At 72.1% G+C, this 22,822-nt stretch carries 24 protein-coding genes; 9 read left to right on the forward strand and 15 right to left on the reverse strand.

What is annotated here, in order from left to right:
- Positions 1-22 precede the first annotated feature (22 nt).
- Together ACFYNP_RS20615 and ACFYNP_RS20620 are read left to right on the forward strand one after the other, a co-directional pair.
- Entirely contained in the window at positions 23-1,177 is a 1,155-nt protein-coding gene (locus tag ACFYNP_RS20615; protein WP_388405994.1) for an adenosine deaminase, read from the forward strand.
- Between the two features lie 125 nt (positions 1,178-1,302).
- Positions 1,303-1,608 carry an ATP-binding protein gene (locus ACFYNP_RS20620; protein ID WP_161244964.1) on the forward strand — a complete coding sequence of 102 codons (306 nt, stop codon included), beginning with the start codon at positions 1,303-1,305 and terminating at the stop codon, positions 1,606-1,608.
- A 526-nt stretch (positions 1,609-2,134) separates the two neighbouring features.
- Here the strand turns inward: ACFYNP_RS20620 and ACFYNP_RS20625 are convergent.
- The 6 genes from ACFYNP_RS20625 to afsQ1 form a co-directional block, all read right to left on the reverse strand.
- The gene (locus ACFYNP_RS20625) at positions 2,135-2,275 is read right to left on the reverse strand and encodes a hypothetical protein (RefSeq protein ID WP_388405999.1); all 141 of its coding nucleotides are present in this window, start codon (positions 2,273-2,275) and stop codon (positions 2,135-2,137) included.
- Between the two features lie 112 nt (positions 2,276-2,387).
- Positions 2,388-2,591 carry a PspC domain-containing protein gene (locus tag ACFYNP_RS20630; RefSeq protein WP_388406002.1) on the reverse strand — a complete coding sequence of 68 codons (204 nt, stop codon included), beginning with the start codon at positions 2,589-2,591 and terminating at the stop codon, positions 2,388-2,390.
- 95 nt (positions 2,592-2,686) lie between these two features.
- Positions 2,687-3,238, reverse strand: coding sequence for a VanZ family protein (locus ACFYNP_RS20635; protein ID WP_388406005.1), 552 nt, complete (start codon positions 3,236-3,238; stop codon positions 2,687-2,689).
- Between the two features lie 110 nt (positions 3,239-3,348).
- On the reverse strand, positions 3,349-3,975 hold the full coding sequence (locus ACFYNP_RS20640) for a hypothetical protein (protein WP_388406008.1): 627 nt from the start codon (positions 3,973-3,975) through the stop codon (positions 3,349-3,351).
- A complete protein-coding gene (locus ACFYNP_RS20645) occupies positions 3,972-5,474 on the reverse strand; it encodes an ATP-binding protein (protein WP_388786985.1) in 1,503 nt (500 codons plus the stop codon). The genes ACFYNP_RS20640 and ACFYNP_RS20645 overlap by 4 nt, the downstream gene beginning before the upstream one ends.
- 40 nt (positions 5,475-5,514) lie before the next feature.
- The gene (gene afsQ1, locus ACFYNP_RS20650; RefSeq protein WP_189762146.1) at positions 5,515-6,192 is read right to left on the reverse strand and encodes a two-component system response regulator AfsQ1; all 678 of its coding nucleotides are present in this window, start codon (positions 6,190-6,192) and stop codon (positions 5,515-5,517) included.
- Positions 6,193-6,382: 190 nt separating this feature from the next.
- Between afsQ1 and ACFYNP_RS20655 the strand changes: the two genes are divergently transcribed.
- Positions 6,383-7,144, forward strand: coding sequence for a SigE family RNA polymerase sigma factor (locus tag ACFYNP_RS20655; RefSeq protein ID WP_388786989.1), 762 nt, complete (start codon positions 6,383-6,385; stop codon positions 7,142-7,144).
- 163 nt (positions 7,145-7,307) lie between these two features.
- Here the strand turns inward: ACFYNP_RS20655 and ACFYNP_RS20660 are convergent, their stop codons facing one another.
- Positions 7,308-8,003: a uridine kinase gene (locus tag ACFYNP_RS20660; RefSeq protein WP_388406017.1), complete on the reverse strand. Its 696-nt coding sequence runs from the start codon at positions 8,001-8,003 to the stop codon at positions 7,308-7,310.
- Between the two features lie 65 nt (positions 8,004-8,068).
- Here ACFYNP_RS20660 and ACFYNP_RS20665 point away from each other — a divergent pair, with 65 nt between their 5' ends.
- Entirely contained in the window at positions 8,069-8,461 is a 393-nt protein-coding gene (locus tag ACFYNP_RS20665; protein ID WP_388406020.1) for a hypothetical protein, read from the forward strand.
- Between the two features lie 53 nt (positions 8,462-8,514).
- Here the strand turns inward: ACFYNP_RS20665 and ACFYNP_RS20670 are convergent, their stop codons facing one another.
- From ACFYNP_RS20670 to deoC, 3 genes are read right to left on the reverse strand one after another with little or no spacing between them, the layout of a single operon-like run.
- The gene (locus tag ACFYNP_RS20670; RefSeq protein WP_388786991.1) at positions 8,515-9,408 is read right to left on the reverse strand and encodes an aldehyde dehydrogenase family protein; all 894 of its coding nucleotides are present in this window, start codon (positions 9,406-9,408) and stop codon (positions 8,515-8,517) included.
- Positions 9,401-10,846 (reverse strand): aldehyde dehydrogenase family protein, encoded by a 1,446-nt coding sequence (locus tag ACFYNP_RS20675; RefSeq protein ID WP_388787035.1) that lies wholly within the window; start codon positions 10,844-10,846, stop codon positions 9,401-9,403. The genes ACFYNP_RS20670 and ACFYNP_RS20675 overlap by 8 nt, the downstream gene beginning before the upstream one ends.
- Positions 10,847-10,857: 11 nt before the next feature.
- Positions 10,858-11,814 (reverse strand): deoxyribose-phosphate aldolase, encoded by a 957-nt coding sequence (gene deoC, locus ACFYNP_RS20680; RefSeq protein WP_388406986.1) that lies wholly within the window; start codon positions 11,812-11,814, stop codon positions 10,858-10,860.
- Positions 11,815-12,057: 243 nt separating this feature from the next.
- Between deoC and ACFYNP_RS20685 the strand changes: the two genes are divergently transcribed.
- The 3 genes from ACFYNP_RS20685 (at position 12,058) to ACFYNP_RS20695 (ending at position 14,442) form a co-directional block, all read left to right on the forward strand.
- Entirely contained in the window at positions 12,058-13,092 is a 1,035-nt protein-coding gene (locus ACFYNP_RS20685; RefSeq protein WP_388786994.1) for a hypothetical protein, read from the forward strand.
- Positions 13,093-13,156: 64 nt separating this feature from the next.
- Positions 13,157-13,771 carry a class F sortase gene (locus ACFYNP_RS20690; protein ID WP_388406027.1) on the forward strand — a complete coding sequence of 205 codons (615 nt, stop codon included), beginning with the start codon at positions 13,157-13,159 and terminating at the stop codon, positions 13,769-13,771.
- A 38-nt stretch (positions 13,772-13,809) separates the two neighbouring features.
- On the forward strand, positions 13,810-14,442 hold the full coding sequence (locus tag ACFYNP_RS20695; RefSeq protein ID WP_388786996.1) for a PH domain-containing protein: 633 nt from the start codon (positions 13,810-13,812) through the stop codon (positions 14,440-14,442).
- A gap of 60 nt (positions 14,443-14,502) precedes the next feature.
- Here the strand turns inward: ACFYNP_RS20695 and ACFYNP_RS20700 are convergent, their stop codons facing one another.
- The 4 genes from ACFYNP_RS20700 to ACFYNP_RS20715 form a co-directional block, all read right to left on the reverse strand.
- On the reverse strand, positions 14,503-15,726 hold the full coding sequence (locus ACFYNP_RS20700) for a hypothetical protein (RefSeq protein ID WP_388786999.1): 1,224 nt from the start codon (positions 15,724-15,726) through the stop codon (positions 14,503-14,505).
- Between the two features lie 194 nt (positions 15,727-15,920).
- Positions 15,921-17,555 carry a phospho-sugar mutase gene (locus ACFYNP_RS20705; RefSeq protein WP_388787002.1) on the reverse strand — a complete coding sequence of 545 codons (1,635 nt, stop codon included), beginning with the start codon at positions 17,553-17,555 and terminating at the stop codon, positions 15,921-15,923.
- Positions 17,556-17,590: 35 nt separating this feature from the next.
- A complete protein-coding gene (locus ACFYNP_RS20710) occupies positions 17,591-18,415 on the reverse strand; it encodes a purine-nucleoside phosphorylase (protein WP_388406037.1) in 825 nt (274 codons plus the stop codon).
- Positions 18,416-18,659: 244 nt separating this feature from the next.
- Complete coding sequence (locus ACFYNP_RS20715; protein ID WP_100575073.1) at positions 18,660-19,097, reverse strand: gamma-glutamylcyclotransferase; 438 nt, start codon at positions 19,095-19,097, stop codon at positions 18,660-18,662.
- Positions 19,098-19,321: 224 nt separating this feature from the next.
- Here ACFYNP_RS20715 and ACFYNP_RS20720 point away from each other — a divergent pair, with 224 nt between their 5' ends.
- Entirely contained in the window at positions 19,322-20,761 is a 1,440-nt protein-coding gene (locus ACFYNP_RS20720) for an NAD(P)H-quinone dehydrogenase (RefSeq protein WP_386035978.1), read from the forward strand.
- 154 nt (positions 20,762-20,915) lie between these two features.
- Entirely contained in the window at positions 20,916-21,875 is a 960-nt protein-coding gene (locus tag ACFYNP_RS20725) for a DeoR/GlpR family DNA-binding transcription regulator (RefSeq protein ID WP_388406041.1), read from the forward strand.
- A gap of 80 nt (positions 21,876-21,955) precedes the next feature.
- On the opposite strand, the gene ACFYNP_RS20730 is transcribed toward ACFYNP_RS20725, so the two are convergent.
- Entirely contained in the window at positions 21,956-22,537 is a 582-nt protein-coding gene (locus ACFYNP_RS20730) for a TetR/AcrR family transcriptional regulator (RefSeq protein ID WP_388787005.1), read from the reverse strand.
- Positions 22,538-22,822: the final 285 nt, after the last annotated feature.

Genomic DNA, 22,822 nt, shown 5'->3' on the forward strand with positions numbered 1-22,822 from the left:
GCGTAGGGGCTAGAGTGCGCAGATGACGAGCCAGACCGCATCCGTACCCAGCCCGGATCAGATCAGCCGTGCCCCGAAGGTGCTGCTCCACGACCACCTAGACGGGGGTCTGCGTCCCGGGACCATCATCGACATCGCCCGCGAGACGGGCTACCAGGGCCTGCCCGAGACCGAGGCCGACAAGCTCGGCGTCTGGTTCCGCGAGGCCGCCGACTCGGGCTCCCTGGAACGGTACTTGGAGACGTTCGCGCACACCTGTGCCGTCATGCAGACCCGGGACGCGCTGTTCCGCGTCGCCGCCGAGTGCGCCGAGGACCTCGCCGAGGACGGCGTCGTCTACGCCGAGGTGCGCTACGCGCCGGAGCAGCACCTGGAGCAGGGCCTCACCCTCGAAGAGGTCGTCGAGGCCGTCAACGAGGGCTTCCGCGAAGGCGAGCGGCGGGCCCGCGCGAACGGCCACCGCATCCGGGTGGGCGCGCTGCTCACCGCGATGCGGCACGCGGCCCGCGCCCTGGAGATCGCCGAACTCGCCAACGCCTACCGGGACTCGGGCGTCGTCGGCTTCGACATCGCGGGCGCCGAGGCGGGCTTCCCGCCCACCCGTCACCTCGACGCCTTCGAGTACCTCAAGCGCGAGAACAACCACTTCACCATCCACGCCGGCGAGGCATTCGGCCTGCCGTCGATCTGGCAGGCCCTCCAGTGGTGCGGCGCCGACCGGCTCGGCCACGGGGTGCGGATCATCGACGACATCGAGGTCGCCGAGGACGGCGGCGTGAAGCTCGGGCGGCTCGCCTCGTACGTGCGCGACAAGCGGATCCCGCTGGAGATGTGCCCGACCTCCAACCTCCAGACCGGCGCCGCCACCTCCTACGAGGACCACCCCATCGGGCTGCTGCGCAAGCTCCATTTCCGGGCCACCGTGAACACGGACAACCGGCTGATGTCGGGCACCAGCATGAGCCAGGAATTCGAGCATCTGACGAAAGCCTTCGGTTACACACTGGAAGACATGCAGTGGTTCACGGTCAATGCGATGAAATCAGCATTCATTCCTTTCGATGAACGACTGGCCATGATCAATGACGTGATCAAGCCCGGTTATGCCGAGTTGAAATCCGAATGGCTGTTCCAGCAGACCGCTACGACCAGCGGTTCTGCGACGGCGAGCAACTGATCATAGGTAGAGGAAAGCGGCCGGGAGTGTGAACTCGCGGCCGCTTTCACATGTTTGCGGCCCGGGTGGTCTGCTGACTACCTTGGCGAGCCGCTCACCTTTCCCTCCCCAAGGACGAATTTCTGATGAAGCAGTCTGCCAAGACGCTCGGTGTCGTTGCCCTCGGTGCCGCATTCGCCGCCGCTGCCGCCGGGACGGCCTCCGCCGTCCCCTCGGCAGCGGCCCTGGGCGCGCTGTCGACCGTGACCGCGGGCACCCCGATCGGCGCCGCGTCCAAGGTGCTGCCCGCGGCCTCTCCCGAGGCGCTTGCGGGCGGACAGAAGGCGACGTCCGGCGACCCGGTGGGCAGCCTGCTCGGCGGCCTGCCCACCAGCTCGCTGCCGACCGGTCCCGTGGCGAGCAACCTGACGAGCGGCGGCCTCACCGGCTGAGCCCCCGGCACGACGTCCCGTCGGGGCGCACACCCGTGAGCCGGGTGTGCGCCCCGACGGGTGTGAGTAGGGTCTGGATCATGCGCCCGAAGGCGGCCGCCCGAGCGGCGGTGCTCACCGTGACCGCGCTGCTCGCCGCCGCCTGCGCCGGACCGCCGGACGGGCCGGCCGAACCGGTGGGCACCCGGGCGGCGACCGCACTGGAACGGGCCGCCCTCACCGCGGACGACGTACCCGGATACGAGATCTCCCGCGCCCCATCGCCCGACGGCCCCCCGGAAACCGTGCGGGCCGACCGCGCGGCCTGCGCCCCGCTGGCCGAGGTGATGGGCGGGGCCCCCGACGACCGGGCCCGCGCGACGGTGAGCCGGGGCCTCGGCTCGCGGCGGACGCCCGGCCTCGCGGTGTCGGCCTCGCTCTCCGCGTACGCGCCGCCGGACGCCCGGCACCTGATGGACGGGCTCAGGTCGGCCCTGGCCCGCTGCGGTGCCGGATTCGGCACGGAGCTCGACGGCCGCAGGGCCGCCTACCGGGACGTGCGCGCGGTGACGTACGAGGTGAAGGGCGACGAGTCGGTCAGCTGGACGGCCTCCCTGCTCGCGCAGGGCGCGCCCGCCCCCGTGCACATGGTCGTGGTGCGCCAGGGCGCCACCATCGTGCGCTTCATGGCGATCAACCTGTCGGATCGGGCGCCGACGGCCGCCTCCGTGCCGCACGACATCGCCGACCGTCAGCTCGCCAAGCTGCTCCGGACCGTCGGGGACCGACCGCTCGCGCGGTCACCAGGCGGCGCGCGGGGACTTCTCGGCGGGGATCAGGGCCCACATCGCCAGGTAGACGAGGAACTGCGGTCCCGGCAGCAGACACGAGACGAGGAAGATCAGCCGCATCGTGGTCGCGGAGGTGCCGAAGCGCCGGGCCAGCGCTGCGCACACCCCGCCGATCCGGCGGCCTTCGGTCGGGCGGACAAGAGGGGCGCTCATGACGGCTCCTTCGGAGCTGGAGTGCGGGAGCCGCTCTGACCGGGCTCCCTCGCGATGTCTCCATCCTCCCGGCCGGAGGCCGTCGGAGCGTCGGACTAGGGGGCCATCCCAACCCTGGGAATGGTCGGGGTTCGTCCCTGAGCCGTCTCCTCCCGGAGGACGGGTTCGGGGTGCTCGCGCTGGTTCCTGCGGCGGAGACTGCGCCGTCCCGCCGGTACCACCGCGAGATGGGCGAGGGCCACGCCCGCGGTGTTCAGGAGCAGCGAGTCGACATCGGGGACCTGACCCGGCACGGCCGTCTGCAACAGCGTGATGCCGAGCGAGATCAGCGCCCCGGCGAGCACCGTACGGACCAGGGACGCCAGCGGGGAGACCCGCAGGCGTCCGCCCGCCATCGGAAGCAGCACCCCCAGCGGGGCGAGCAGCAGCAGGCCCTCGCCGATCTGGTGCGCGGCCTGCAACGGGCCGAGCGCGAGGTCGGCCTTGATGCCGGCGAAAGGCGTCAGATTGGTGGCCGTCACCCACATCACGTCCCGCGGCCGCAGCGAGGTCCACGCCACGAGCAGCAGATGCGCGAGGAGGAGGACGCCGCCCACGATGCGGACCCGGATGACGGCGCTGCCGTCTTGACATTGACGCTGCTGCACGCCCCCCAAGACGCCGGCCGCGACGGGAACGGTTCCGCCGCGGCCGAGTGATTCGGTGCACCCGCTCCGGCCCCCGCCGGGCCGAAGGGCCCGGACCGGCGGGACCGGCCCTACGCGCTGCGGGTGGGCCGGGGGATGTCACCCAGGGTGGCCGCGCTGTCCGGACGGGACTTCATCTCCGAGGTGCAGGTGTAGCCGCGGGCCGGATCCTCGCCGGGACCGCCGAGCACCACCTGCTGGGTGCCGGGCGCCGTCGGTGTGTTCTCGGCGTACGTGCAGACCACCTGCGACAGGGCGAACGCGGACAGGTCCTCGGGGCTGCGGCTCAGGCGCAGCGCGCCCGCCGGGTCGTTCTTGCGGCCCGCGGTGACGGTGAGCGGGCCCTTGACCTCCGTGGTGAACCCGGCGTCCTTCTCGACGCCCGACGGCGCCGCCATGAGCTCGTCGAGCAGCACCTGCGCGAACCGGAGCCGGTCCTCGCTGCCCTTGTACTCGGAGATCCGCACCGACCGCTGCGTGGTGACCAGCTGCGCCCCGCACACCAGATAGACCTCGACGGTGACCCCCTCGAACTGCGGGGCGACCGCGTTGTCCGGCACCTCGCACGGCACCCGGGACGGAGCCGGGCCCGCGTCGACCGGTACCGAGGTGGGCCGGATGCCGCAGCCGGCGGCGGTCGCGCCCAGCGCGAGCAGCCCGGCCAGCACGACGGCTGCCCGGCCAAGTCGTCCTCTCACTGCGCCGCGTCTCCTTCCGGCGTCTCGGCGGTGGCGGGGGCCGGGTCCAGTGGGAGCCGCAGCACGAACACGGCGCCGCCCTCGGGGGAGTTGGCGGCGGTGATGTCGCCGCCGTGGATGTGCGCGTTCTCCATCGCGATGGACAGGCCGAGCCCGCTGCCCTCCGAGCGCGGCCGCGAGGCGCTCGCCTTGTAGAACCGGTCGAAGACGTGCGGCAGTACGTCCTCGGGGATGCCGGGCCCGTGGTCGCGCACCGCGATCACCAGCTCCTCGCCCTCCACGCGGACCGCGACCCGTACCGGCGAGCCGCCGTGCTTGAGGGCGTTGCCGATCAGGTTGGCGAGCACCACGTCCAGGCGGCGCGGGTCGACGCGGGCCATGATGCCGCGCTCGGCGTCCAGCTCCACGGCGTCCAGCCAGGCCCGGGTGTCGATGCACGCGGTGATCTGGTCGGCGATGTCCACGTCGTCCAGGACCAGACGCGCGGTGCCCGCGTCGAAGCGGGTGACCTCCATCAGGTTCTCGACCAGGACGTTCAGGCGCCGGGTCTCCGAGACCACCAGGCGCACCGCGGGCGCGATCATCGGGTCGAGGCTGTCCTCCTCCTCGTCGAGGACCTCGGCGACGGCCGTCAGCGCGGTCAGCGGGGTGCGCAGCTCGTGCGACATGTCGGCGACGAAGCGGCGGCTCGCCTCCTCGCGCGCGCTCATGTCGGTGACCTTCTTCTCCAGGTTCTCGGCCGTCCTGTTGAACGTCCTTGACAGATCGGCGAGTTCATCGGTTCCGGAGACGCGGAGCCGGGTGTCGAGCTTGCCCTCGCCGAGCCTGCGGGCCGCGTCCCCGAGCCGCTGTACCGGCCGCAGCACGGTGGTGGCGGCCGCCTGCGCGAGCAGCGCGGAGGCGAGCAGCGCGAGGAAGGTGGCGATGCCGAGCGACCAGGCAAGGGAGTTGAGGTCACGCCGCTCCTGGTCGAGCGGGGCCAGCATGTACCCCGTCGGCCCGGCGCCGATGATCTTCGTGCCGCCCACCAGGTAGGGGCGCCCGTGCAGCGTGATCCGCTGCCAGAACAGGTGGTACGGGTAGGCGTTGCTCTGGGTGACCTTCTGCTTCTTCTCGACGGCCTCCCGGAGCGAGGCGGGCACGTCGTCGAGCGTGAAGCCGTCCACGTCGGACGCGCCCACGATCGGCTTGCCGGGGGCGCGCTCGGCCATGAGCAGCACGTTGTAACGGGAGTTGCTGCTGTCCGCCATCTGCTTGGCCGACACCTGGAGGTCGTGCTCGGTGGGCTGGAGAGGCAGCGAGGCGGCCCGGTTCTGCATGCCCTGGCGGAAGTCGTTGAGCGCCGAGTCCTGGGTACGGACCAGGACGGCCTCGCGGTTGAGCCAGTAGGCGATCCCGGAGGCGGAGACCGCCGCGGTCAGCGCGACGAGGGCGAACACCACGACGAGGCGCAGCCGCAGACTGGTCCAGCGCAGTCCGGCGAGTACGGTCCGCTTCACCGGGCCTGCTCAACCGGCGTGCGGGGGAGGTGCGTCAGGTTCACGAGGGCGTGTCCAGGCGGTAGCCCACGCCGCGGACCGTACGGATCAGCGTCGGCGAGGACGGCACGTCCTCGACCTTGGCGCGCAGCCGCTGCACACAGGCGTCCACCAGGCGGGAGTCGCCGAGGTAGTCGTGCTCCCACACCAGCCGCAGCAGCTGCTGCCGGGACAGCGCCTGGCCCGGACGGCGGCTCAGTTCGAGCAGCAACCGCAGTTCGGTGGGCGTGAGTTGAAGGTCCTCGCCGTTCTTGGTGACGGTCATCGCGGCCCGGTCGATCACCACGCTGCCGAACGCCGCCGAGTCGGTGGCCTCGCGCTCGCCGCGGCGCAGCACCGCCCGGATCCGGGCGTCGAGGACCCGCCCCTGGACCGGCTTGACAACGTAGTCGTCGGCCCCGGATTCGAGGCCCACCACCACATCGATGTCGTCGTTGCGCGCGGTCAGCAGGATGATCGGCAGCTGGTCGGTGCGCCGGATGCGGCGGCACACCTCGAAGCCGTCGATCCCGGGCAGCATCACATCCAGCACGATCAGGTCGGGCCGCTGCTCGCGCAGCAGTTTCAGGCCGTCCTCTCCCGTCGCCGCGGTGGCCACACGGTGGCCCTGGCGTGACAGGGAGAGTTCGAGGGCCGTGCGGATGGCGTCGTCGTCCTCGATCAGCAACAGGAAAGGCACAGAGGTCATTCTGGCCCATGAGCCAGAGGAGTACGACCCCCGTCCGGCCCCTGACCCGCGACAGCGCGTTCACAGGCCCCTGTGACAGGCCTGTGACACTCGGCGGACACCTCCATGAAGTGGCCCCGGCAGGCTCTTCCTCGTAACCGGGCAAGCCGATGAACTGACTCCACCCGACGGGGGGCGCGAGATGAAAGCACTGCACAGCAACAACTCCAGCGCAGTTGTGACGCGTCTCCACGACGTCGTACGGAGCACCGAGAAGTCCGGCGCCGGTGCGGGGGTACGGGGGTGCGCTCGCGGCGCCGGGCGTCAGCACCCGTCCTACATGACGGTCGTCGACGCCCCCGCGGTTCCGGCCGCGGGGAACAATCCGCAGGGGAACGGCCAGGCGGCGTACGGGGAGGGCTCGGGGGAGCGGAACAGCCTGTCGGAGGCGGAGTTCACCGCCTACGTCCAGGAGCGCCGCGCCTCCCTGTACGCCACCGCCTACCACCTGACCGGCGACCGCTACGAGGCGGAGGACCTGCTCCAGAGCGCGCTGTTCTCCACCTACCGGGCCTGGGACCGCATCAGTGACAAGGCGGCGGTCGGCGGCTACCTCCGCCGGACCATGACCAACCTGCACATCAGCGCCTGGCGGCGGCGCAAGCTGAACGAGTACCCGACCGAGGAGCTGCCGGAGACGGCCGGCGACACGGACGCGATGCGCGGCACCGAACTGCGCGCGGTGCTCTGGCAGGCGCTGGCCCGCCTGCCCGAACCGCAGCGCACGATGCTGGTCCTGCGCTACTACGAGGGTCGTACCGACCCGGAGATCGCGGACATACTGCACATCAGTGTCGGCACGGTGAAGTCCAGCATCTGGCGCTCGCTGCGCCGGCTGCGCGAGGACGAGGTCCTCAGCTTCGGGCGTGACGAGGAGGAGTCCTTCGGCGAGCTGGTGGCCTGAAGGTCTGGGGGAGGGGACGCGGGTGGTCCGCGGGGGACACGGGGACCACTCACGGGAAAAAGGGGAACCGGGGGAACGGGGGAAGCGGCGGGGCCATCGGCCCCGCCGCTTCATCGTGTGCGCGTACCTCGACTCATCGTGTGCGCGGACGTCGACGGTGGCCCTACGCGGCGGCCACCGTGCGGCAGCGCCCCGCCGCCGCGTTCGCGATGCGGCCGAGCGCCTCGTCCCGGCCGCAGGGGTGGGCGCCGAGCGCCGCCTGGCGGGTGACGATCGCGCGCTCGGCGAGCATCAGGCGCCAGCCGCGGCGCAGCAGGAACGCCACCGACTTGCGGCCCTCCTTCAGATCGCGCAGCAGTCGGCGCCGGAACGTCGTCGAGGGGCGGCCGCGCAGGCAGATCGCGTCCGCGAGCACGCCGAGTTCCTGGCACCGGGCCACGATGTCGGCGGCGAAGATGCCCTCCGCGATGAACAGCGGCGTGCGGTCGATGCCGAACGCGGCGCTGCCCGTGATGGAACTCGTCGCGATCGAGTAGACCGGCACCGCGGTACGTCCCGTACGGCACAGTTCGACGATGGCGGCGACCGCCGCGTCCGCGTCCCAGGACCGCGGGGAGTCCCAGTCGATGTCCGTGCTGCCCGCCACCACCGGCAGGGTCGGGTCGTCACCTTCTTTGTAGAAGTCGTCGAGGCGCAGCACGGGCAGGTCCGTGCGGGCGGCGAGGGACGACTTGCCGGAGCCGGAGGGCCCCGAGAGCAGGACGACGCGCGTCGGAATGGCAGAAGAGCTCACGGGACACCAGTGTGAGCCATGCACCCGTGCGTGGGACCCCCCGGGGAGGCCGTTGGTATCCAGCATCACATCTCAACTACGCTTCGCGATCGCGCGATTACACGCCTTCGGACGAGAGTGAGTGGGATCCCATGGGACAACACGAGGCCCCCAGGCCCGCCAGAAGCCTGCGTCACCGGGCGCTGCTGAGTGCCGGGCTCACCGTGACGGCGGCCGGTGCCGCCCTGGTGGGCGGGGGCTCCGCCCAGGCCGCCCCGGTCGGCCAGAGTGCGTCGAACACCGACCTCACGGCGGCGGTGCACGGGGTGACCGGCTCGGTCGGTCATGCCGTCGGCCCGGCGATGGGGCTGCGGCTCGACCCGCTCGCCAACACCGGTGTCGACCCGCTGACCAATGGAGTGGGCACCCAGATCGCCGACTTCAAGCCGGTGTCGACGACGGCCGCGACCGGTGTCCTGACGAGCGGCTCCGCCCTCAAGGACCTGCCGCTCGCGGGTCAGGTCGCCGGGCTGCTGTCCCGCTGACGGGTGCGCGAAGGGCCCCCGCCGTCCGTGACGCCGGGGGCCCTTCGCACGGCTCAGTACGCCGAGCCGGAGGCGCCCAGGGAACCCGTGGGGTGCCAGACCGTCTTGGTCTCCAGGAACGCGGTGAGGCGCTCGGTGCCCGGGTCCGCGGTGAAGTCCACGGCCTTGGCGCGCAGTACGCGCTTGAGGTTGTCCGCCGCCGCGATCTCCAGTTCGCGCGCCAACTCGGCGTCCGCGCCCGTCAGATCGACCGCGTTGACGTCCTGGTGGGCGGCGAGCGGCGCCGCGATCTCGGCCGTCTTCCCGGACAGGACGTTGACGACGCCGCCGGGCAGGTCGGAGGTGGCCAGCACCTCGCCGAGCGAGAGCGCCGGCAGGGGCGCCTTCTCGGAGGCGATGACGATCGCCGTGTTGCCGGTCGCGATGACCGGCGCGAGGACCGAGACCAGGCCGAGGAACGACGAGTCCTGGGGGGCCAGGACCGTGACGACACCGGTCGGCTCGGGGGTGGAGAGGTTGAAGAACGGGCCCGCGACCGGGTTCGCTCCGCCCACCACCTGGGCGATCTTGTCGGTCCAGCCCGCGTACCAGACCCAGCGGTCGATCGCCGCGTCCACGACCGCGCCGGCCTTGGACTTCGACAGGCCCTCGGCCTCGCCGACTTCACGGACGAACTGGTCCCTGCGGCCCTCCAGCATCTCGGCGATGCGGTAGAGGATCTGGCCGCGGTTGTACGCGGTCGCGCCCGCCCAGCCGCCGAACGCCTTGCGGGCCGCGACGACCGCGTCCCGCGCGTCCTTGCGCGAGGAGAGGGGCGCGTTGGCCAGCCACTTGCCCTTGCTGTCGACCACTTCGTACACCCGGCCGCTCTCGGAACGCGGGAACTTCCCGCCCACGTACAGCTTGTAGGTCTTGAAGACACTCAGACGCGTCGGAGTCTCAGACATCGAGGTAGCCCTCCAGGCCGTGCCGGCCGCCCTCGCGGCCGAAGCCCGACTCCTTGTAGCCGCCGAACGGCGAGGTCGGGTCGAACTTGTTGAACGTGTTGGCCCAGACGACACCGGCGCGGAGCTTGTTCGCGACCGCGAGGATGCGCGAGCCCTTCTCCGTCCAGATGCCGGCGGAGAGGCCGTACTGGCTGTTGTTGGCCTTGGCGACGGCCTCGTCCGGGGTGCGGAAGCTCAGCACGGACAGGACCGGGCCGAAGATCTCGTCGCGGGCGATGGTGTGCGCCTGCGTGACGTTCGTGAAGAGCGTCGGGGCGAACCAGTAACCCGCCGAGGGCAGTTCGCACGGGGCGGACCAGCGCTCGGCGCCCTCCGCCTCGCCCGTCTCGGTGAGCGCGGTGATCCGGGCCAGCTGCTCGGCCGAGTTGATGGCGCCGATGTCGGTGTTCTTGTCCAGCGGGTCGCCGAGGCGCAGCGTGGAAAGACGGCGCTTGAGCGAGTCGAGCAACTCGTCCTGGATCGACTCCTGGACGAGCAGGCGCGAGCCCGCGCAGCAGACCTGGCCCTGGTTGAAGAAGATGCCGGTGACGATGCCCTCGACGGCCTGGTCGATGGGGGCGTCGTCGAAGACGATGTTGGCGCCCTTGCCGCCCAGCTCCAGGGTGACCTTCTTGTCGGTGCCGGCCACCGAGCGGGCGATCGCCTTGCCGACGGCGGTCGAGCCGGTGAAGGCGACCTTGTTGACGTCCGGGTGCTCGACCAGGGCCTGGCCCGCGTCGCCGTATCCCGTAAGGATGTTGACGACGCCCTTGGGCAGGCCCGCCTGGCGGCAGATGTCCGCGAAGAACAGCGCCGAGAGGGGCGTGGTCTCGGCGGGCTTCAGGACGACCGTGTTGCCGGTGGCGAGCGCCGGGGCGATCTTCCAGGCCAGCATCAGGAGCGGGAAGTTCCACGGGATGACCTGGCCGGCCACGCCCAGCGGGCGCGGGTTCGCACCGAACCCGGCGTGGTCGAGCTTGTCGGCCCAGCCCGCGTAGTAGAAGAAGTGCGCGGCGACCAGGGGAAGGTCCGCGTCGCGGGTCTCCCTGATCGGCTTGCCGTTGTCCAGGGTCTCCAGGACGGCCAGCTCGCGGCTGCGCTCCTGGATGATCCGGGCGATGCGGAACAGGTACTTGGCGCGCTCGGAGCCGGGCAGCGCCGACCACTTCTCGAACGCCTTGCGCGCGGCCTTCACGGCGCGGTCCACGTCCTCGGCGCCCGCGCGGGCCACCTCGGACAGGACTTCCTCGGTGGACGGCGAGACGGTCTTGAAGACCTTGCCGTCGGCGGCCTCGGTGAACTCGCCGTCGATGAACAGGCCGTAGGACGGCGCGATGTCGACGACCGAGCGGGACTCGGGCGCGGGCGCGTACTCGAACGCGGCCGTCTTGTTTTCCATTGCCATGGTGATCAGTCCACCGTCACGTAGTCGGGGCCGGAGTAGCGGCCGGTCGCCAGCTTCTGACGCTGCATCAGCAGGTCGTTGAGCAGCGAGGAGGCGCCGAAGCGGAACCAGTGGTTGTCCAGCCAGTCCTCGCCCACGGTCTCGTTGACCAGGACCAGGAACTTGATGGCTTCCTTGGTGTTGCGGATGCCGCCGGCCGGCTTCACGCCGACCTGGGTCCCGGTCGCCGCGCGGAAGTCCCGTACGGCTTCGAGCAGTACGAGGGTGTTGGCGGGGGTGGCGTTGACCGCGACCTTGCCCGTGGAGGTCTTGATGAAGTCGGCGCCGGCCATCATGCCGAGCCAGCTGGCGCGGCGGATGTTGTCGTACGTCGACAGCTCGCCGGTCTCGAAGATGACCTTGAGGCGGGCCTGTTCACCGCACTCGGCGCGGACGGCCGCGATCTCCTCGTACACCTTCAGGTAGTGCCCGGCCAGGAACGCGCCCCGGTCGATCACCATGTCGATCTCGTCGGCACCGGCCGCGATCGCGTCCCGTACGTCCGCGAGCTTCACCGGCAGCGCCGCGCGGCCCGCGGGGAAGGCGGTGGCGACGGACGCGACCTTGACGTCCGAGCCCTTCAGCACCTCCTTCGCGGTCGCCACCATGTCCGGATAGACACAGACGGCGGCGGTGTGCGGGGTGCTGCGGTCGGTCGGGTCGGGGTGGACGGCCTTCGCGGCGAGCGCCCGGACCTTGCCCGGAGTGTCCGCGCCTTCCAGGGTCGTCAGGTCGATCATCGAAATGGCCAGGTCGATGGCGTACGCCTTGGCCGAGGTCTTGATCGAGCGGGTGCCGAGGGACGCGGCGCGCGCTTCCAGGCCCACCGGGTCGATGCCGGGGAGCCCGTGGAGGAAGCGGCGCAGCGCGCCGTCGGACGCGGTCGCGTCGGCGAAGGCAGCTGCTGGTGCATTGGTGGGCATGGTCACCAGATGAGCATATCTACGCGCGTAGCTGCCTGTACAGCCCCCGGAGTGCAGGTGGCCGCCGGTGAGGTCTGTCACACCGCTGTGACATGGAATGGACGCTTCTCGTACAGGTGATCCATAGATTTCTTCTCGCAGCCACCGCCCAGCCTCAACGGCCCCACCCGGCAGAGGAGGCGGCATGCGACCTCCACCTCATCCTCTCCGGCCCACCGGCCGCCCTGTTCCACGGAGTCGTTCATGTCGACCTACACCCGCACCCCGCTCCGCGCCGCGATCACCGTCGCCGCCCTCGCCGGAGCCCTCCTCACCCCGGCCGCCGCGTTCGCGGCGACCTCCACCGCCACCTCCGCCCCGGCCGCCGCCCAGCCGGCCGCCGACCGCTACGACGGCCAGAAGGTGCTCGTCTACAAGGACGCCGGACACGGCGTGATCGCCGTGCTCCGCAACGGCTCCGAGGGCCCCGAGGCCTGGCTGCGCGCGGTCGGCCCGAACTGGAAGCCGGGCGATGTCTGGGCGGTGAAGGTGATCGCCGCGGTGAGCCGGCAGACGCCCAGCGACACGGCGAAGGAGTACGTCCCCGGACTGAAGGCACAGCTGCTCAAGGCCGACACCGCCACGCCGGTCCTGCGGGTGACCGCACCCAACGGCACCGTGAAGACGTACGCCCTGCCCAAGGGCACCGCGGCCAAGCCGACGGGCACGCCGTCGACCAAGCCGACGGAGACGCCGTCGACCAAGCCCAGCGGGCAGCCCGGCGGCACCACCACCAAGGGCTGCGCGGTCTCCGTGACCGAGGGCATCGGGGCGGGCACGGACGCCATTCTGACGATGGGCACCAAGGGTCCCTCGGTCACGTTCGCGGGCGCCGACGGCACTCCGGCCCCGCGCCTGGGCAAGCTCGACCGTCAGCACCCCAAGCTCCCCGAGTCGGCCGGCATCTACGCCGAGATCCTGAACCCGTACAGCGCTGCCCCCAAGCTGAAGTACAAGACCCAGGGCGGCTGGACCATCCCCTACAGCTACCACTCCTTCCCCAAGCTCCCCAAGGGTTGTGTCCTCGAAGGCGCTGCGGCCGCCAAGCCCGCGGTCAACACCGCCGCCCAGACCGGAGCCCAGACCACGGTCGTGCCGAAGGGCGCGGTCGCGGCCGGCGCCGAGTTCAAGCAGGGCGGCACCGACAAGGGCGCGCTGATCGCGGGTGGCGCGGCCGTCGCCGCGGCCGGTGGGCTCGGGTTCGTCGTGGTGCGGCGGCGCTCGGCCGCCCGTATCTGATCGTCGCCCGGCGGGCCTCCCCCGGGGGAGGCCCGCCGCTCTACCGCCCTGACCGGAGCACCTCATGTCCCGCATGCGCGCCGTCCGTCCGGCCGCCGCCGCCCTGCTCGTCCTCGCCGTCGGGGTCACCGCCGCCGGGTGCGGCTCCGACACCCCCGAGCCCACCCCGCCCCCCAGCGTCTCCGCCGCCTCCAGCGCCCCCGCGGCCGCCAGGGCCGCCGTCGCCCTGCCCGCCTCCAAGCCGGTGCGGGTGCGGATCCCGTCGGCCGGGGTCGACGCGAGTCCGATCCTGGACCTGGGGCTCGCCGCCGACGGCACCGTCGAGGTCCCCTCCGTCGCCGACGCCGAGCGGATCGGCTGGTACGACAAGGGCGTCACCCCCGGCCAGAAGGGGCCGGCCGTACTCATCGGACACTTCGACACCGTGAAGGGACCCGCGGTCCTGCGGAACGTCTCCAAGGTCAGGGTCGGCGACACCGTCTCGGTCACCCGCGCCGACGGCAGGACCGCCGAGTTCAAGGTCAGGGCGCTGGAGCAGGTCGACAAGAAGACCTTCCCGACCCAGAAGGTGTACGGCGACACCGACCGCCCCGAGCTGCGGATCGTCACCTGCGGCGGCGAGCTCACCGGCGGCCACCGCCCCGACAACATCATCCTGTACGCGGATCTGGTGGCCTGAGCTGAACCGGCTCCGGGGGCGTGAGGCAGAATCGGGCCATGACGAGCCCCACGCCGCCCACCGAGCCGGCCTACGCCGACCGGACCTACCGCTCAGCCCCCGGTATCGCCGGCGGGGCGCTGCTCCTCGCGCTCGCCCTCTGGCTCGGCGTCGACGCCGTGGTCCAGGGGAGCGGCAACGCGCCCTGGCTCTCGCTAGCCGTGCTGCTGTGGGTGGTGCCGCTGATCGCCGCGTTCAGCTTCCGCCCGGTGGTGCTCGCGAGCGCCGACCGGATGCTCGTGCGCAACCCGTTCCGCACGATCACGCTGCCCTGGGCGTCGGTCGCGGACGTACGGGCCGGGTACTCCAGCGAGGTCTTCGACCAGTCGGGCGCCAAGTACCAGCTGTGGGCGATCCCCGTCTCGCTGCGCCGGCGCAAGCAGGCCGCCCGCCGCCGGGCGCGCGACGCGGCCGTCGGCGGACAGCCGGAAGCGTCGGTCTCGGCCGATGCCACCGACCGGGCGCGGATGGCACCCGCCGACCAGGCCATCCGGGACCTGCGCGACCTGGCCGAGGAGAACGCCGCCCGCGAGGGCGCGCAGGGGCCGGTGAGCATCCGCTGGGCGTACGAGATCATCGCGCCCGCCGCCGCCGGTGCGGTCCTGTTCGTCGTCCTGCTCGTCATCGGCTGAGGGCTGCTCATCATCGGCTGAGGGCCCCCGGCCGGGCCGCACAGGGGATGCCCGGCCCGCTCACGGCGGGCCGTTCCACACCAGGAGCATGTACGCGCCCAACCACGCCGAGGACAGGGTGGCCGCGCCGAGCACCAGGGCGGTCACCGTGCGGCGGGCCCGCGCGAGCATGAGCGCGACCGGGAGTAGCAGCGGAAAGCCCGGGACCAGGAAGCGGGCCCGCGGGAAGTAGACGCCGCCGCTGCCGAGCACGACGACCAGCAGGGCCCCCGTGAACACCAGGAGCACCAGCGGCTGGCGGTCGGCGAGCGAGAGCAGGTACAGCGCGCCGGCCGCGATCAGGACCGCGGTGACCAGGACCAGGAACAGGGGCGGCCGGTTCGCGTACACCAGCAGGCCGCGCATGTCGCGCAGGGTGCCGATGCCGCCGTCCCACTGGTTGTCCCACACCTTCTGCACCGCGAAGTAGCCGTCCCAGCGGCCGATCCGCACTCCCACCCAGGCCACGTACGCGCACCAGCCGACGGGCGCCACCAGACCGCCCGCCACCGGCCGCCACTCCCAGCGCCGGGCGCGCACCAGGGCGGCGAGGGCCGCGAGCGAGACCGCGGCGGCGATCGCGATGCCGGTGGGGCGGGTCAGCCCGGCGAGTGCCGCGAGGGAGCCCGCCCAGAGCCAGCGACGGGTCAGCGCGCAGTACAGCGCCCATGCGGTGAGCGCGGTGAACAGGGACTCGGTGTAGCCCATCCACTGGACCACCCCGACCGGCAGCGCGGCCCACAGCACCGTGAGCCAGGTGCCGGTGCGCCGGCCGTGCAGCCGGTCGCCCACCGCGAACACCCCGCACGCGGCGACGAGCGAGAACCCGACCGCGAGCACGAGCGCGACGCTGGCGCGCGAGCCCGGTGTGACGGCGGCGACCGCCTTCACCAGGACCGGATACAGCGGGAAGAAGGCGAGGTCGTTCAACTCGCCCGCGTGCAGGGCGTGTTCATAGCCGTGGTCGGCGATGTCGAGGTACCAGTTGGAGTCCCAGGACTTGGCGAGGACCGGCCAGAGCCCGCGGTGCTGTACGTGCGCCCACTTGGCGAGGACGAGGGTGCCGAAGAGGCGGACGACGAGGTAGCCGAGCAGTGCGGGCCCGGCGTACGCGAGCGCGGTGCGCGCCCGCTCCCGGGCCGGTGGGCGCCCGCCGGTGCCGTGCGGGGCCGGGTGCCGGCGGGCGGCGGGGACGGGTCTGGGGCGGACCGTGGTCGTCGTTGGGGGCGGCGCGGTCGGGGGCACTGCGACAGCTCCTTGGCTCGGACGCGGCGAAGGGTACGGGTCACCCTTTCTCGCCCGCCCCCGCGGAATGCGGCACCGCTGCGTCAACTGCCGTACGAAATCACCCGAAAGCAGGACCGGGGCGGTGGTCCCTTGACCACCGCCCCGGCTTCTTTGCCGCGTCGAGCCCGCGTCGAGCCCACGCTGACCAACCGTCAGATACCGGCGGCCGCCGCGAGGTCCTTCTTGATGCCGGCGAGCAGCTCGGCGCCCTTGGCGCGGGCCGCGTCCAGCTCCTCGGCGGAGCCGACCGGCACGACGACCTCCAGGTAGCACTTGAGCTTGGGCTCGGTGCCGCTCGGGCGGACGATCACCCGGGCGCCCTCCAGGTAGTAGCGCAGACCGTCGGTGGGCGGCAGCTGCTCGGTGCCCTCCGTCAGGTCCTCCGCCTTGGTGACGGCGAGGCCGGCGAGAGAGGTCGGCGGCTGCTCGCGCAGCCGCGCCATCGCGTCGGAGATGACCGTCAGGTCCTCCACGCGGACCGACAGCTGGTCGGTGGCGTGCAGGCCGTGCGCGAGCGCCAGCTCGTCCAGCAGGTCCAGGACCGTGCGGCCCTGCTCCTTGAGGACGGAGGCGAGCTCGGCGAAGACCAGGGCGGCCGTGATGCCGTCCTTGTCGCGCACGCCCTCGGGGTCGACGCAGTAGCCGAGCGCCTCCTCGTAGCCGTAGCGGAGACCGTCCACGCGGGCGATCCACTTGAACCCGGTGAGCGTCTCCTCGTAGCCGAGCCCGGCCGCCTCGGCGATGCGGCCGAGCAGCGAGGACGACACGATCGACTCGGCGAACACGCCGGTCGCGCCCTTGGAGACCAGGTGGGCGGCGAGCAGCGCGCCGACCTCGTCGCCGCGCAGCATCCGCCACTCGCCGTCGCGGCCCTTGACCGCGGCCGCGCAGCGGTCGGCGTCCGGGTCGTTGGCGAGCACGATGTCGGGGTCGGTGCGGCGGGCCGTGGCGAACGCCAGGTCCATCGCGCCCGGCTCCTCCGGGTTGGGGAAGGCGACGGTCGGGAACGCCGGGTCGGGCTCGGCCTGTTCGGCGACCAGCACCGGCTCCGGGAACCCGGCCCGCGCGAACGCGGCGAGCAGCACGTCCTTGCCGACGCCGTGCATCGCCGTGTAGACGACGTTCGCGGTGCGGGGCGAGCCCTCGGTCAGGACCGCGTCCGTACGCGCCAGATAGGCGTCCAGGACCTCTTCGCCGAGCACTTCCCAGCCGCTCTCCGGCCGGGGCACGTCGTGCAGGGACGCGACCGCGTCGATCTCGGCGGCGATCTCCGCGTCCGCCGGCGGCACGATCTGCGAGCCGTCGCCGAGGTACACCTTGTAGCCGTTGTCCCGCGGCGGGTTGTGGCTGGCCGTCACCTCGACGCCCGCGACGGCGCCCAAGTGCCTTATGGCGTAGGCGAGTACGGGCGTCGGCAGCGGCCGGGGGAGGACCGTGGCCTTCAGGCCGGCGCCGACCATGACGGCCGCCGTGTCCCGCGCGAAGTCCGCGGACTTGTAGCGGGCGTCGTAGCCGATGACGACGAGCCCGTCGCCCTGGCCCTTCGCCTTCAGGTACGCGGCGAGGCCGGCGGCGGCCCGGATGACGACCGAACGGTTCATCCGCATCGGCCCGGCGCCCAGCTCGCCGCGCAGCCCGGCGGTGCCGAACTGAAGCGTGCCGCTGAACCGCGCGGCCAGCTCCTCGACGTCCGCGCTCTCGATGAGCTTGGCCAGCTCTTCGCGGGTCTCACTGTCGGGGTCCTCGGCCAGCCAGGCCTCGGCCCGCGCGATCAGGTCCTGCGTCACGTTGTCAGCCTTTCGCGAGAAGGGGCGGGAAGGGATCAGATGCGGTCGAGTACCCGCGTGAGCAGCTCGCCCATGCGCGCCGCCGAGTCGCGGCCCGCCTGGAGCACCTCTTCGTGGTTGAGCGGCTCGCCGGTCAGGCCGGCGGCGAGGTTGGTGACCAGCGAGATCCCGAGGACCTCGGCGCCGGCCTCGCGGGCGGCGATGGCTTCGAGCACGGTCGACATGCCGACCAGGTCGCCGCCGAGCACGCGGACCATGTTGATCTCGGCCGGGGTCTCGTAGTGCGGGCCGGGGAACTGGACGTAGACGCCCTCCTCCAGCGACGCGTCGACCTCCTTGCACAGCGCGCGCAGGCGCGGCGAGTACAGGTCGGTGAGGTCCACGAAGTTGGCGCCGATGATCGGCGAGGTGGCCGTCAGGTTGATGTGGTCGCTGATCAGGACCGGCTGGCCCGGGCGCATGCCCTCGCGCAGACCGCCGCAGCCGTTGGTCAGGACGACGGTCTTGCAGCCGGCGGCGACGGCGGTGCGCACGCCGTGCGAGACGGAGGCGACACCGCGGCCCTCGTAGAAGTGGGTGCGGCCGAGGAAGACCAGGACGCGCTTGTCGCCGATCTTGTACGAGCGGATCTTGCCGCCGTGGCCCTGGACGGCCGGCGCGGGGAAGCCCGGCAGTTCGGTCACGGGGAACTCGGCCTCGGGGGCGCCGAGGGCGTCGACGGCCGGCGCCCAGCCGGAGCCCATCACCAGGGCGACGTCGTGGGTCTCGGCGCCGGTGAGCTCGCGCAGGCGCGTGGCGGCGGCGCCGGCGGCGGCGTAGGGGTCGTCCTGGAGCAGGTCCGGGGTGGCAGATGCGTTCACTGAGTCTCTCGCCTCGCGAAGGAACGTCGTCCCGCCCGGTGACTGTCCGGCCGGGTCCGGGGGTTTTCCCCCGGTAAAGAAGATGTACGCGCACGAGCGTAACCGCTGAAGTCCTACGCGCGTAGATGTGCAGGATAACGGACCTGCCGGATCCGTTTGTGGCTTCGCACGAAAGCGCGGTCACGGGGGCGCCACCGGACGCGCCCGACCTGGAGCGGGGCTCAGCAGGACGGCCGGGTGGTGTTCAGCAGGGGCGCTTGCGCAGCTCCATCACGTAGTCGTGCGGAGCGCCCGCGGACTCCGCCGCGTCGGCCAGCTCGCCCAGGTAACGGGCCGAGGGCAGACCGCCCTCGTACCCGTTCAGGACGTAGAGCCAGGCCGCCTCCTCGCCGTCCAGCGTGTGCACCCGCACCCGCATCCGGCGGTAGATGTCGAGCCCGACCCCCTCCCACCGGTCCATCGACTCCTCGTCGAGCGGCGCGATGTCGTAGAGGGCGACGAAGACCTGGGAGCGGGGTGCCTCGACGATCGTCGCGAGGGCGCCCTCCCAGCCCATCTGCTCCCCGCCGAACGTCAGGCGCCAGCCGTTGAGCCAGCCGGTGCCGCGCAGCGGAGAGTGCGGGGCGCGGCGGGTCATCAGCCGCGGATCCAGGTTGCCGGCGTACGCGGCGTAGAGCGACATGGTGTCGAGGGTACGACAGTGGCCCACCGGGGCAGTTCGCGCCGCCCGTCACCGCCGGGCGCCCTCCGCATCCCGCCACGGCGGCCGAATGGCGCCCCCGGGGCGAAGACACTTGAAGCGTGCGGGACAATGAAGTACGTACTGCGTTCCCCCGGGGCCCCGCCCCGGACCCCCGGCCGGGCGGGCAGGCAGGCCGGGATCGACACTACGAGGCGGACTTTTTCGTGACGCGGATCGTGATCATCGGTGGCGGACCGGGCGGATACGAGGCGGCCCTGGTGGGCGCCCAGCTCGGCGCGGAGGTGACCGTCGTGGACTGCGACGGTCTGGGCGGGGCGTCGGTGCTCACCGACTGCGTGCCGTCGAAGACCCTGATCGCGACGGCCGAGGTGATGACCACCTTCGACTCTTCGTACGAGGAGTTGGGCATCCTCGTCGCCGACGACACGCCTCCCGAGGAGCAGTCCGCGCGCGTCGTCGGCGTGGACCTCGGCAAGGTCAACCGACGCGTCAAGCGCCTCGCGCTCGCCCAGTCCCACGACATCACCGCCTCCGTGACGCGCGCGGGCGCCCGCGTCATGCGCGGCCGTGGCCGGCTCGCCGGGCCCCAGGGCATCGACGGCACCCGCGACGTGATCGTGACGGCCGCCGACGGCACCGAGGAGATGCTCACCGCCGAGGCCGTCCTGATCGCCACCGGCGGCAGCCCGCGCGAGCTGCCCGACGCGCAGCCCGACGGCGAGCGGATCCTCAACTGGACGCAGGTGTACGACCTGGACGAGCTGCCCGAGGAGCTCATCGTGGTCGGCTCCGGCGTCACCGGCGCCGAGTTCGCGGGCGCCTACCAGGCGCTCGGTTCCAAGGTCACCCTCGTCTCGTCCCGCGACCGCGTGCTGCCCGGCGAGGACCCGGACGCGGCGGCCGTCCTGGAGGACGTGTTCCGCCGCCGCGGCATGAACGTCATGGCCCGCTCACGCGCCGAGTCCGCCAAGCGCGTCGGCGACCGCGTCGAGGTCACCCTCTCCGACGGCCGGGTCATCAGCGGCAGCCACTGCCTGATGGCCGTCGGCGCGATCCCCAACACCGCGAACATGGGTCTTGAGGAGTCGGGCGTACGCCTCAAGGAGTCCGGCCACATCTGGACCGACAAGGTCTCGCGCACCTCCGCCCCCGGCGTGTACGCGGCCGGCGACGTGACCGGCATCTTCGCGCTCGCCTCGGTCGCCGCCATGCAGGGCCGCATCGCCATGTACCACTTCCTCGGTGACGCGGTGGCCCCGCTGAACCTGAAGACGGTCTCCTCCAACGTCTTCACCGACCCCGAGATCGCCACCGTCGGCTACACCCAGGCCGACGTGGACGCGGGCAAGATCGACGCCCGGGTCGTGAAGCTCCCGCTGCTGCGCAACCCGCGCGCCAAGATGCAGGGCATCCGGGACGGCTTCGTCAAGATCTTCTGCCGTCCGGGCACCGGCATCATCGTGGGCGGCTGTGTCGTCGCGCCGCGCGCCAGTGAACTGATCCATCCGATCTCGATCGCCGTCGACAACAATCTGACGGTCGAGCAGATCGCGAATGCGTTCACCGTGTACCCGTCGCTGTCCGGCTCGATCGCCGAAGTGGCCCGTCAGCTGCACACCCGCAAGAAGGCCGGAGAGGCGTAACTCCCCTGGTGGGGCGGGGGGTTGGCGAGTGGAGCACGGTGTCCTGGAGGTTACGGCCAGGCATATACCACTCGACGACCCCCTTTGAGTGCACCTTCTGTTATTCGGCGCAAACTGCTGAAAACATTCGGCCGCCCAAGTTACTGTCAGTTTCGTGTTCGCTGCAGAACGTCGCCAATTGATCCTCGAAATGGTGCGCGCCAACGGGGCGGTTTCGCTCCGTGAGCTCGCCCGTGTCGTCCAGACCTCCGAAGTGACCGTACGGCGGGACGTGCGGGCCCTTGAGGCCGAAGGACTCCTCGACCGCCGGCACGGCGGTGCGGTGCTGCCGGGTGGCTTCACCCGGGAATCCGGCTTCCCGCAGAAATCCCATCTAGCCACCGCGGAGAAGACGGCCATCGCCGACCTCGCCGCCGGTCTCGTCGAAGAGGGCGAGGCCATCGTGGTCGGCGCGGGGACGACCACGCAGGAGCTGGCCCGCCGGCTCGCGCGGATCCCCGGACTGACCGTCGTCACCAACTCCCTTCTGGTGGCACAGGCGTTGGCCCATGCCAACCGGGTCGAAGTCGTCATGACCGGAGGCACCCTGCGTGGCTCCAACTACGCCCTGGTGGGCAGTGGGGCCGAGCAGTCCCTCCAGGGTCTGCGGGTGTCCCGCGCCTTCCTGTCGGGCAGCGGTCTGACGGCCGAGCGCGGTCTTTCCACGTCCAACATGCTCTCCGCGAGCGTGGACCGCGCCCTGGTGCAGGCCGCCGCCGAGGTCGTGGTCCTCGCCGACCACACCAAGCTCGGCACCGACACCATGTTCCAGACGGTGCCGACCGACGTGATCACGCGCCTCGTCACCGACGAGCCGCCGGGCCACGACGACCGTGCCGCCACCGAGTTGCAGGCCCTCGCCGACCAGGGGGTGCAGATCGCCGTCGCGGGCGTCGCGGGCGCCCCGGCCGGCGAACCCGCCCCCGGCCGCCAGCCCCGCCGCGACATGCCCCTGCCCGGCCAGCGCCGCACCCACGCCCCCGGCGCGGGACCGCAGTTGCGCAGTGCGGCGGCGATGGGCGAGCCGCAGGGGCCGGGCGAACGGGCGCGGGTCGCGGACATGCGGCGGCGCTAGGGTCTGTCCGGCGGATCTGGTCGCCGTCGAGCGCCCCCGGCCGTGCGGTGCCGTCCCGGGCGAGATCCGCCGGACAGGTCCTAGCCCCTCAGGCCCCGGTAGGTGAGGGCGAGCAGCCGGTCGGCCAACTCCGGGTCCTCCGGGGACTGTTCGGCGGCCAGCGCGATGGCGTTGGTCAGCTGGAGGAGGTCGGCGATGGTGACGTCGGCACGTACGGAACCGGCTTCCCGAGCCCGTACGAGCAGGGCGTCGCCCGCCTCCCGCATCGGCTCGCTGCACCGGGCCAGGGCCGAACTCGCGTCGCCCGAGGCCGACATGAGGGCGCGGGCCAGACCCCGGTACAGGCCCGCGTGCGTGATGATCGCGCGCAGCCACTCGATCAGCGCGGTGCAGGACTGCTCGGCGTCCAGCAACTCCCTTGAGCGGGCGAGCAGTACGTCCACCTCGCTCTGGAACACCGCGCTCAGCAGGGCCTGCCGGGTGGGGAAGTGCCGGTACAGGGTGCCGATGCCCACGCCTGCGGTGCGGGCCACGTCCTCCAGGGAGGTGTCCGTGCCGCGCTCCGCGAAGGCGGTTCTGGCCGTGGCCAGGAGGCGGTCGTGGTTGCGCCTCGCGTCCGCGCGCAGGGGTCGGGGCCGCTCCGCGCCCGCTTTCCCATCCATGCCCCCAGCATGCCACCCCGGGGCCCTGGGGGTTTGCCCGCCCGCCCACCCGTGACCCGGGGTTGGTGGGTTCCGGGCCCCCTGGGGCTGTGCCCCAGACCCCGGGCATCTTGCCCGCCCTCCCGCCCGTGACGGGGGTTGAAGGGTTCAGGCCCTGGGGGCTCCGCCCCAGACCCCCTTTGAGGGGCTGCGCCCCTCGGACCCCCGCAGGGGGCTGCGCCCCCTGCACCCCCGGTTCGGGGCTCCGCCCCGGACCCCGTATCGCGCCTGAACGGCGCTCGTCCT

Origin of the sequence: Streptomyces sp. NPDC006691 (genome assembly GCF_042869955.1) — a bacterium.
In the GTDB taxonomy this organism is placed as follows: domain Bacteria; phylum Actinomycetota; class Actinomycetes; order Streptomycetales; family Streptomycetaceae; genus Streptomyces.

Excerpts from the sequence above, each read along its gene's own strand:
- ACFYNP_RS20615 (WP_388405994.1), top strand. The coding sequence starts at position 23 with ATGACGAGCCAGACCGCATCCGTACCCAGCCCGGATCAGATCAGCCGT.
- ACFYNP_RS20620 (WP_161244964.1), top strand. The coding sequence starts at position 1,303 with ATGAAGCAGTCTGCCAAGACGCTCGGTGTCGTTGCCCTCGGTGCCGCA.
- ACFYNP_RS20625 (WP_388405999.1), bottom strand. The coding sequence starts at position 2,275 with ATGAAGCGCACGATGGTGGCGCCCTGGCGCACCACGACCATGTGCACG.
- ACFYNP_RS20630 (WP_388406002.1), bottom strand. The coding sequence starts at position 2,591 with ATGAGCGCCCCTCTTGTCCGCCCGACCGAAGGCCGCCGGATCGGCGGG.
- ACFYNP_RS20655 (WP_388786989.1), top strand. The coding sequence starts at position 6,383 with ATGAAAGCACTGCACAGCAACAACTCCAGCGCAGTTGTGACGCGTCTC.
- ACFYNP_RS20660 (WP_388406017.1), bottom strand. The coding sequence starts at position 8,003 with ATGCTGGATACCAACGGCCTCCCCGGGGGGTCCCACGCACGGGTGCAT.
- ACFYNP_RS20665 (WP_388406020.1), top strand. The coding sequence starts at position 8,069 with ATGGGACAACACGAGGCCCCCAGGCCCGCCAGAAGCCTGCGTCACCGG.
- ACFYNP_RS20670 (WP_388786991.1), bottom strand. The coding sequence starts at position 9,408 with ATGTCTGAGACTCCGACGCGTCTGAGTGTCTTCAAGACCTACAAGCTG.
- ACFYNP_RS20675 (WP_388787035.1), bottom strand. The coding sequence starts at position 10,846 with ATGGAAAACAAGACGGCCGCGTTCGAGTACGCGCCCGCGCCCGAGTCC.
- deoC (WP_388406986.1), bottom strand. The coding sequence starts at position 11,814 with ATGCCCACCAATGCACCAGCAGCTGCCTTCGCCGACGCGACCGCGTCC.
- ACFYNP_RS20685 (WP_388786994.1), top strand. The coding sequence starts at position 12,058 with ATGTCGACCTACACCCGCACCCCGCTCCGCGCCGCGATCACCGTCGCC.
- ACFYNP_RS20690 (WP_388406027.1), top strand. The coding sequence starts at position 13,157 with ATGTCCCGCATGCGCGCCGTCCGTCCGGCCGCCGCCGCCCTGCTCGTC.
- ACFYNP_RS20695 (WP_388786996.1), top strand. The coding sequence starts at position 13,810 with ATGACGAGCCCCACGCCGCCCACCGAGCCGGCCTACGCCGACCGGACC.
- ACFYNP_RS20715 (WP_100575073.1), bottom strand. The coding sequence starts at position 19,097 with ATGTCGCTCTACGCCGCGTACGCCGGCAACCTGGATCCGCGGCTGATG.
- ACFYNP_RS20730 (WP_388787005.1), bottom strand. The coding sequence starts at position 22,537 with ATGGATGGGAAAGCGGGCGCGGAGCGGCCCCGACCCCTGCGCGCGGAC.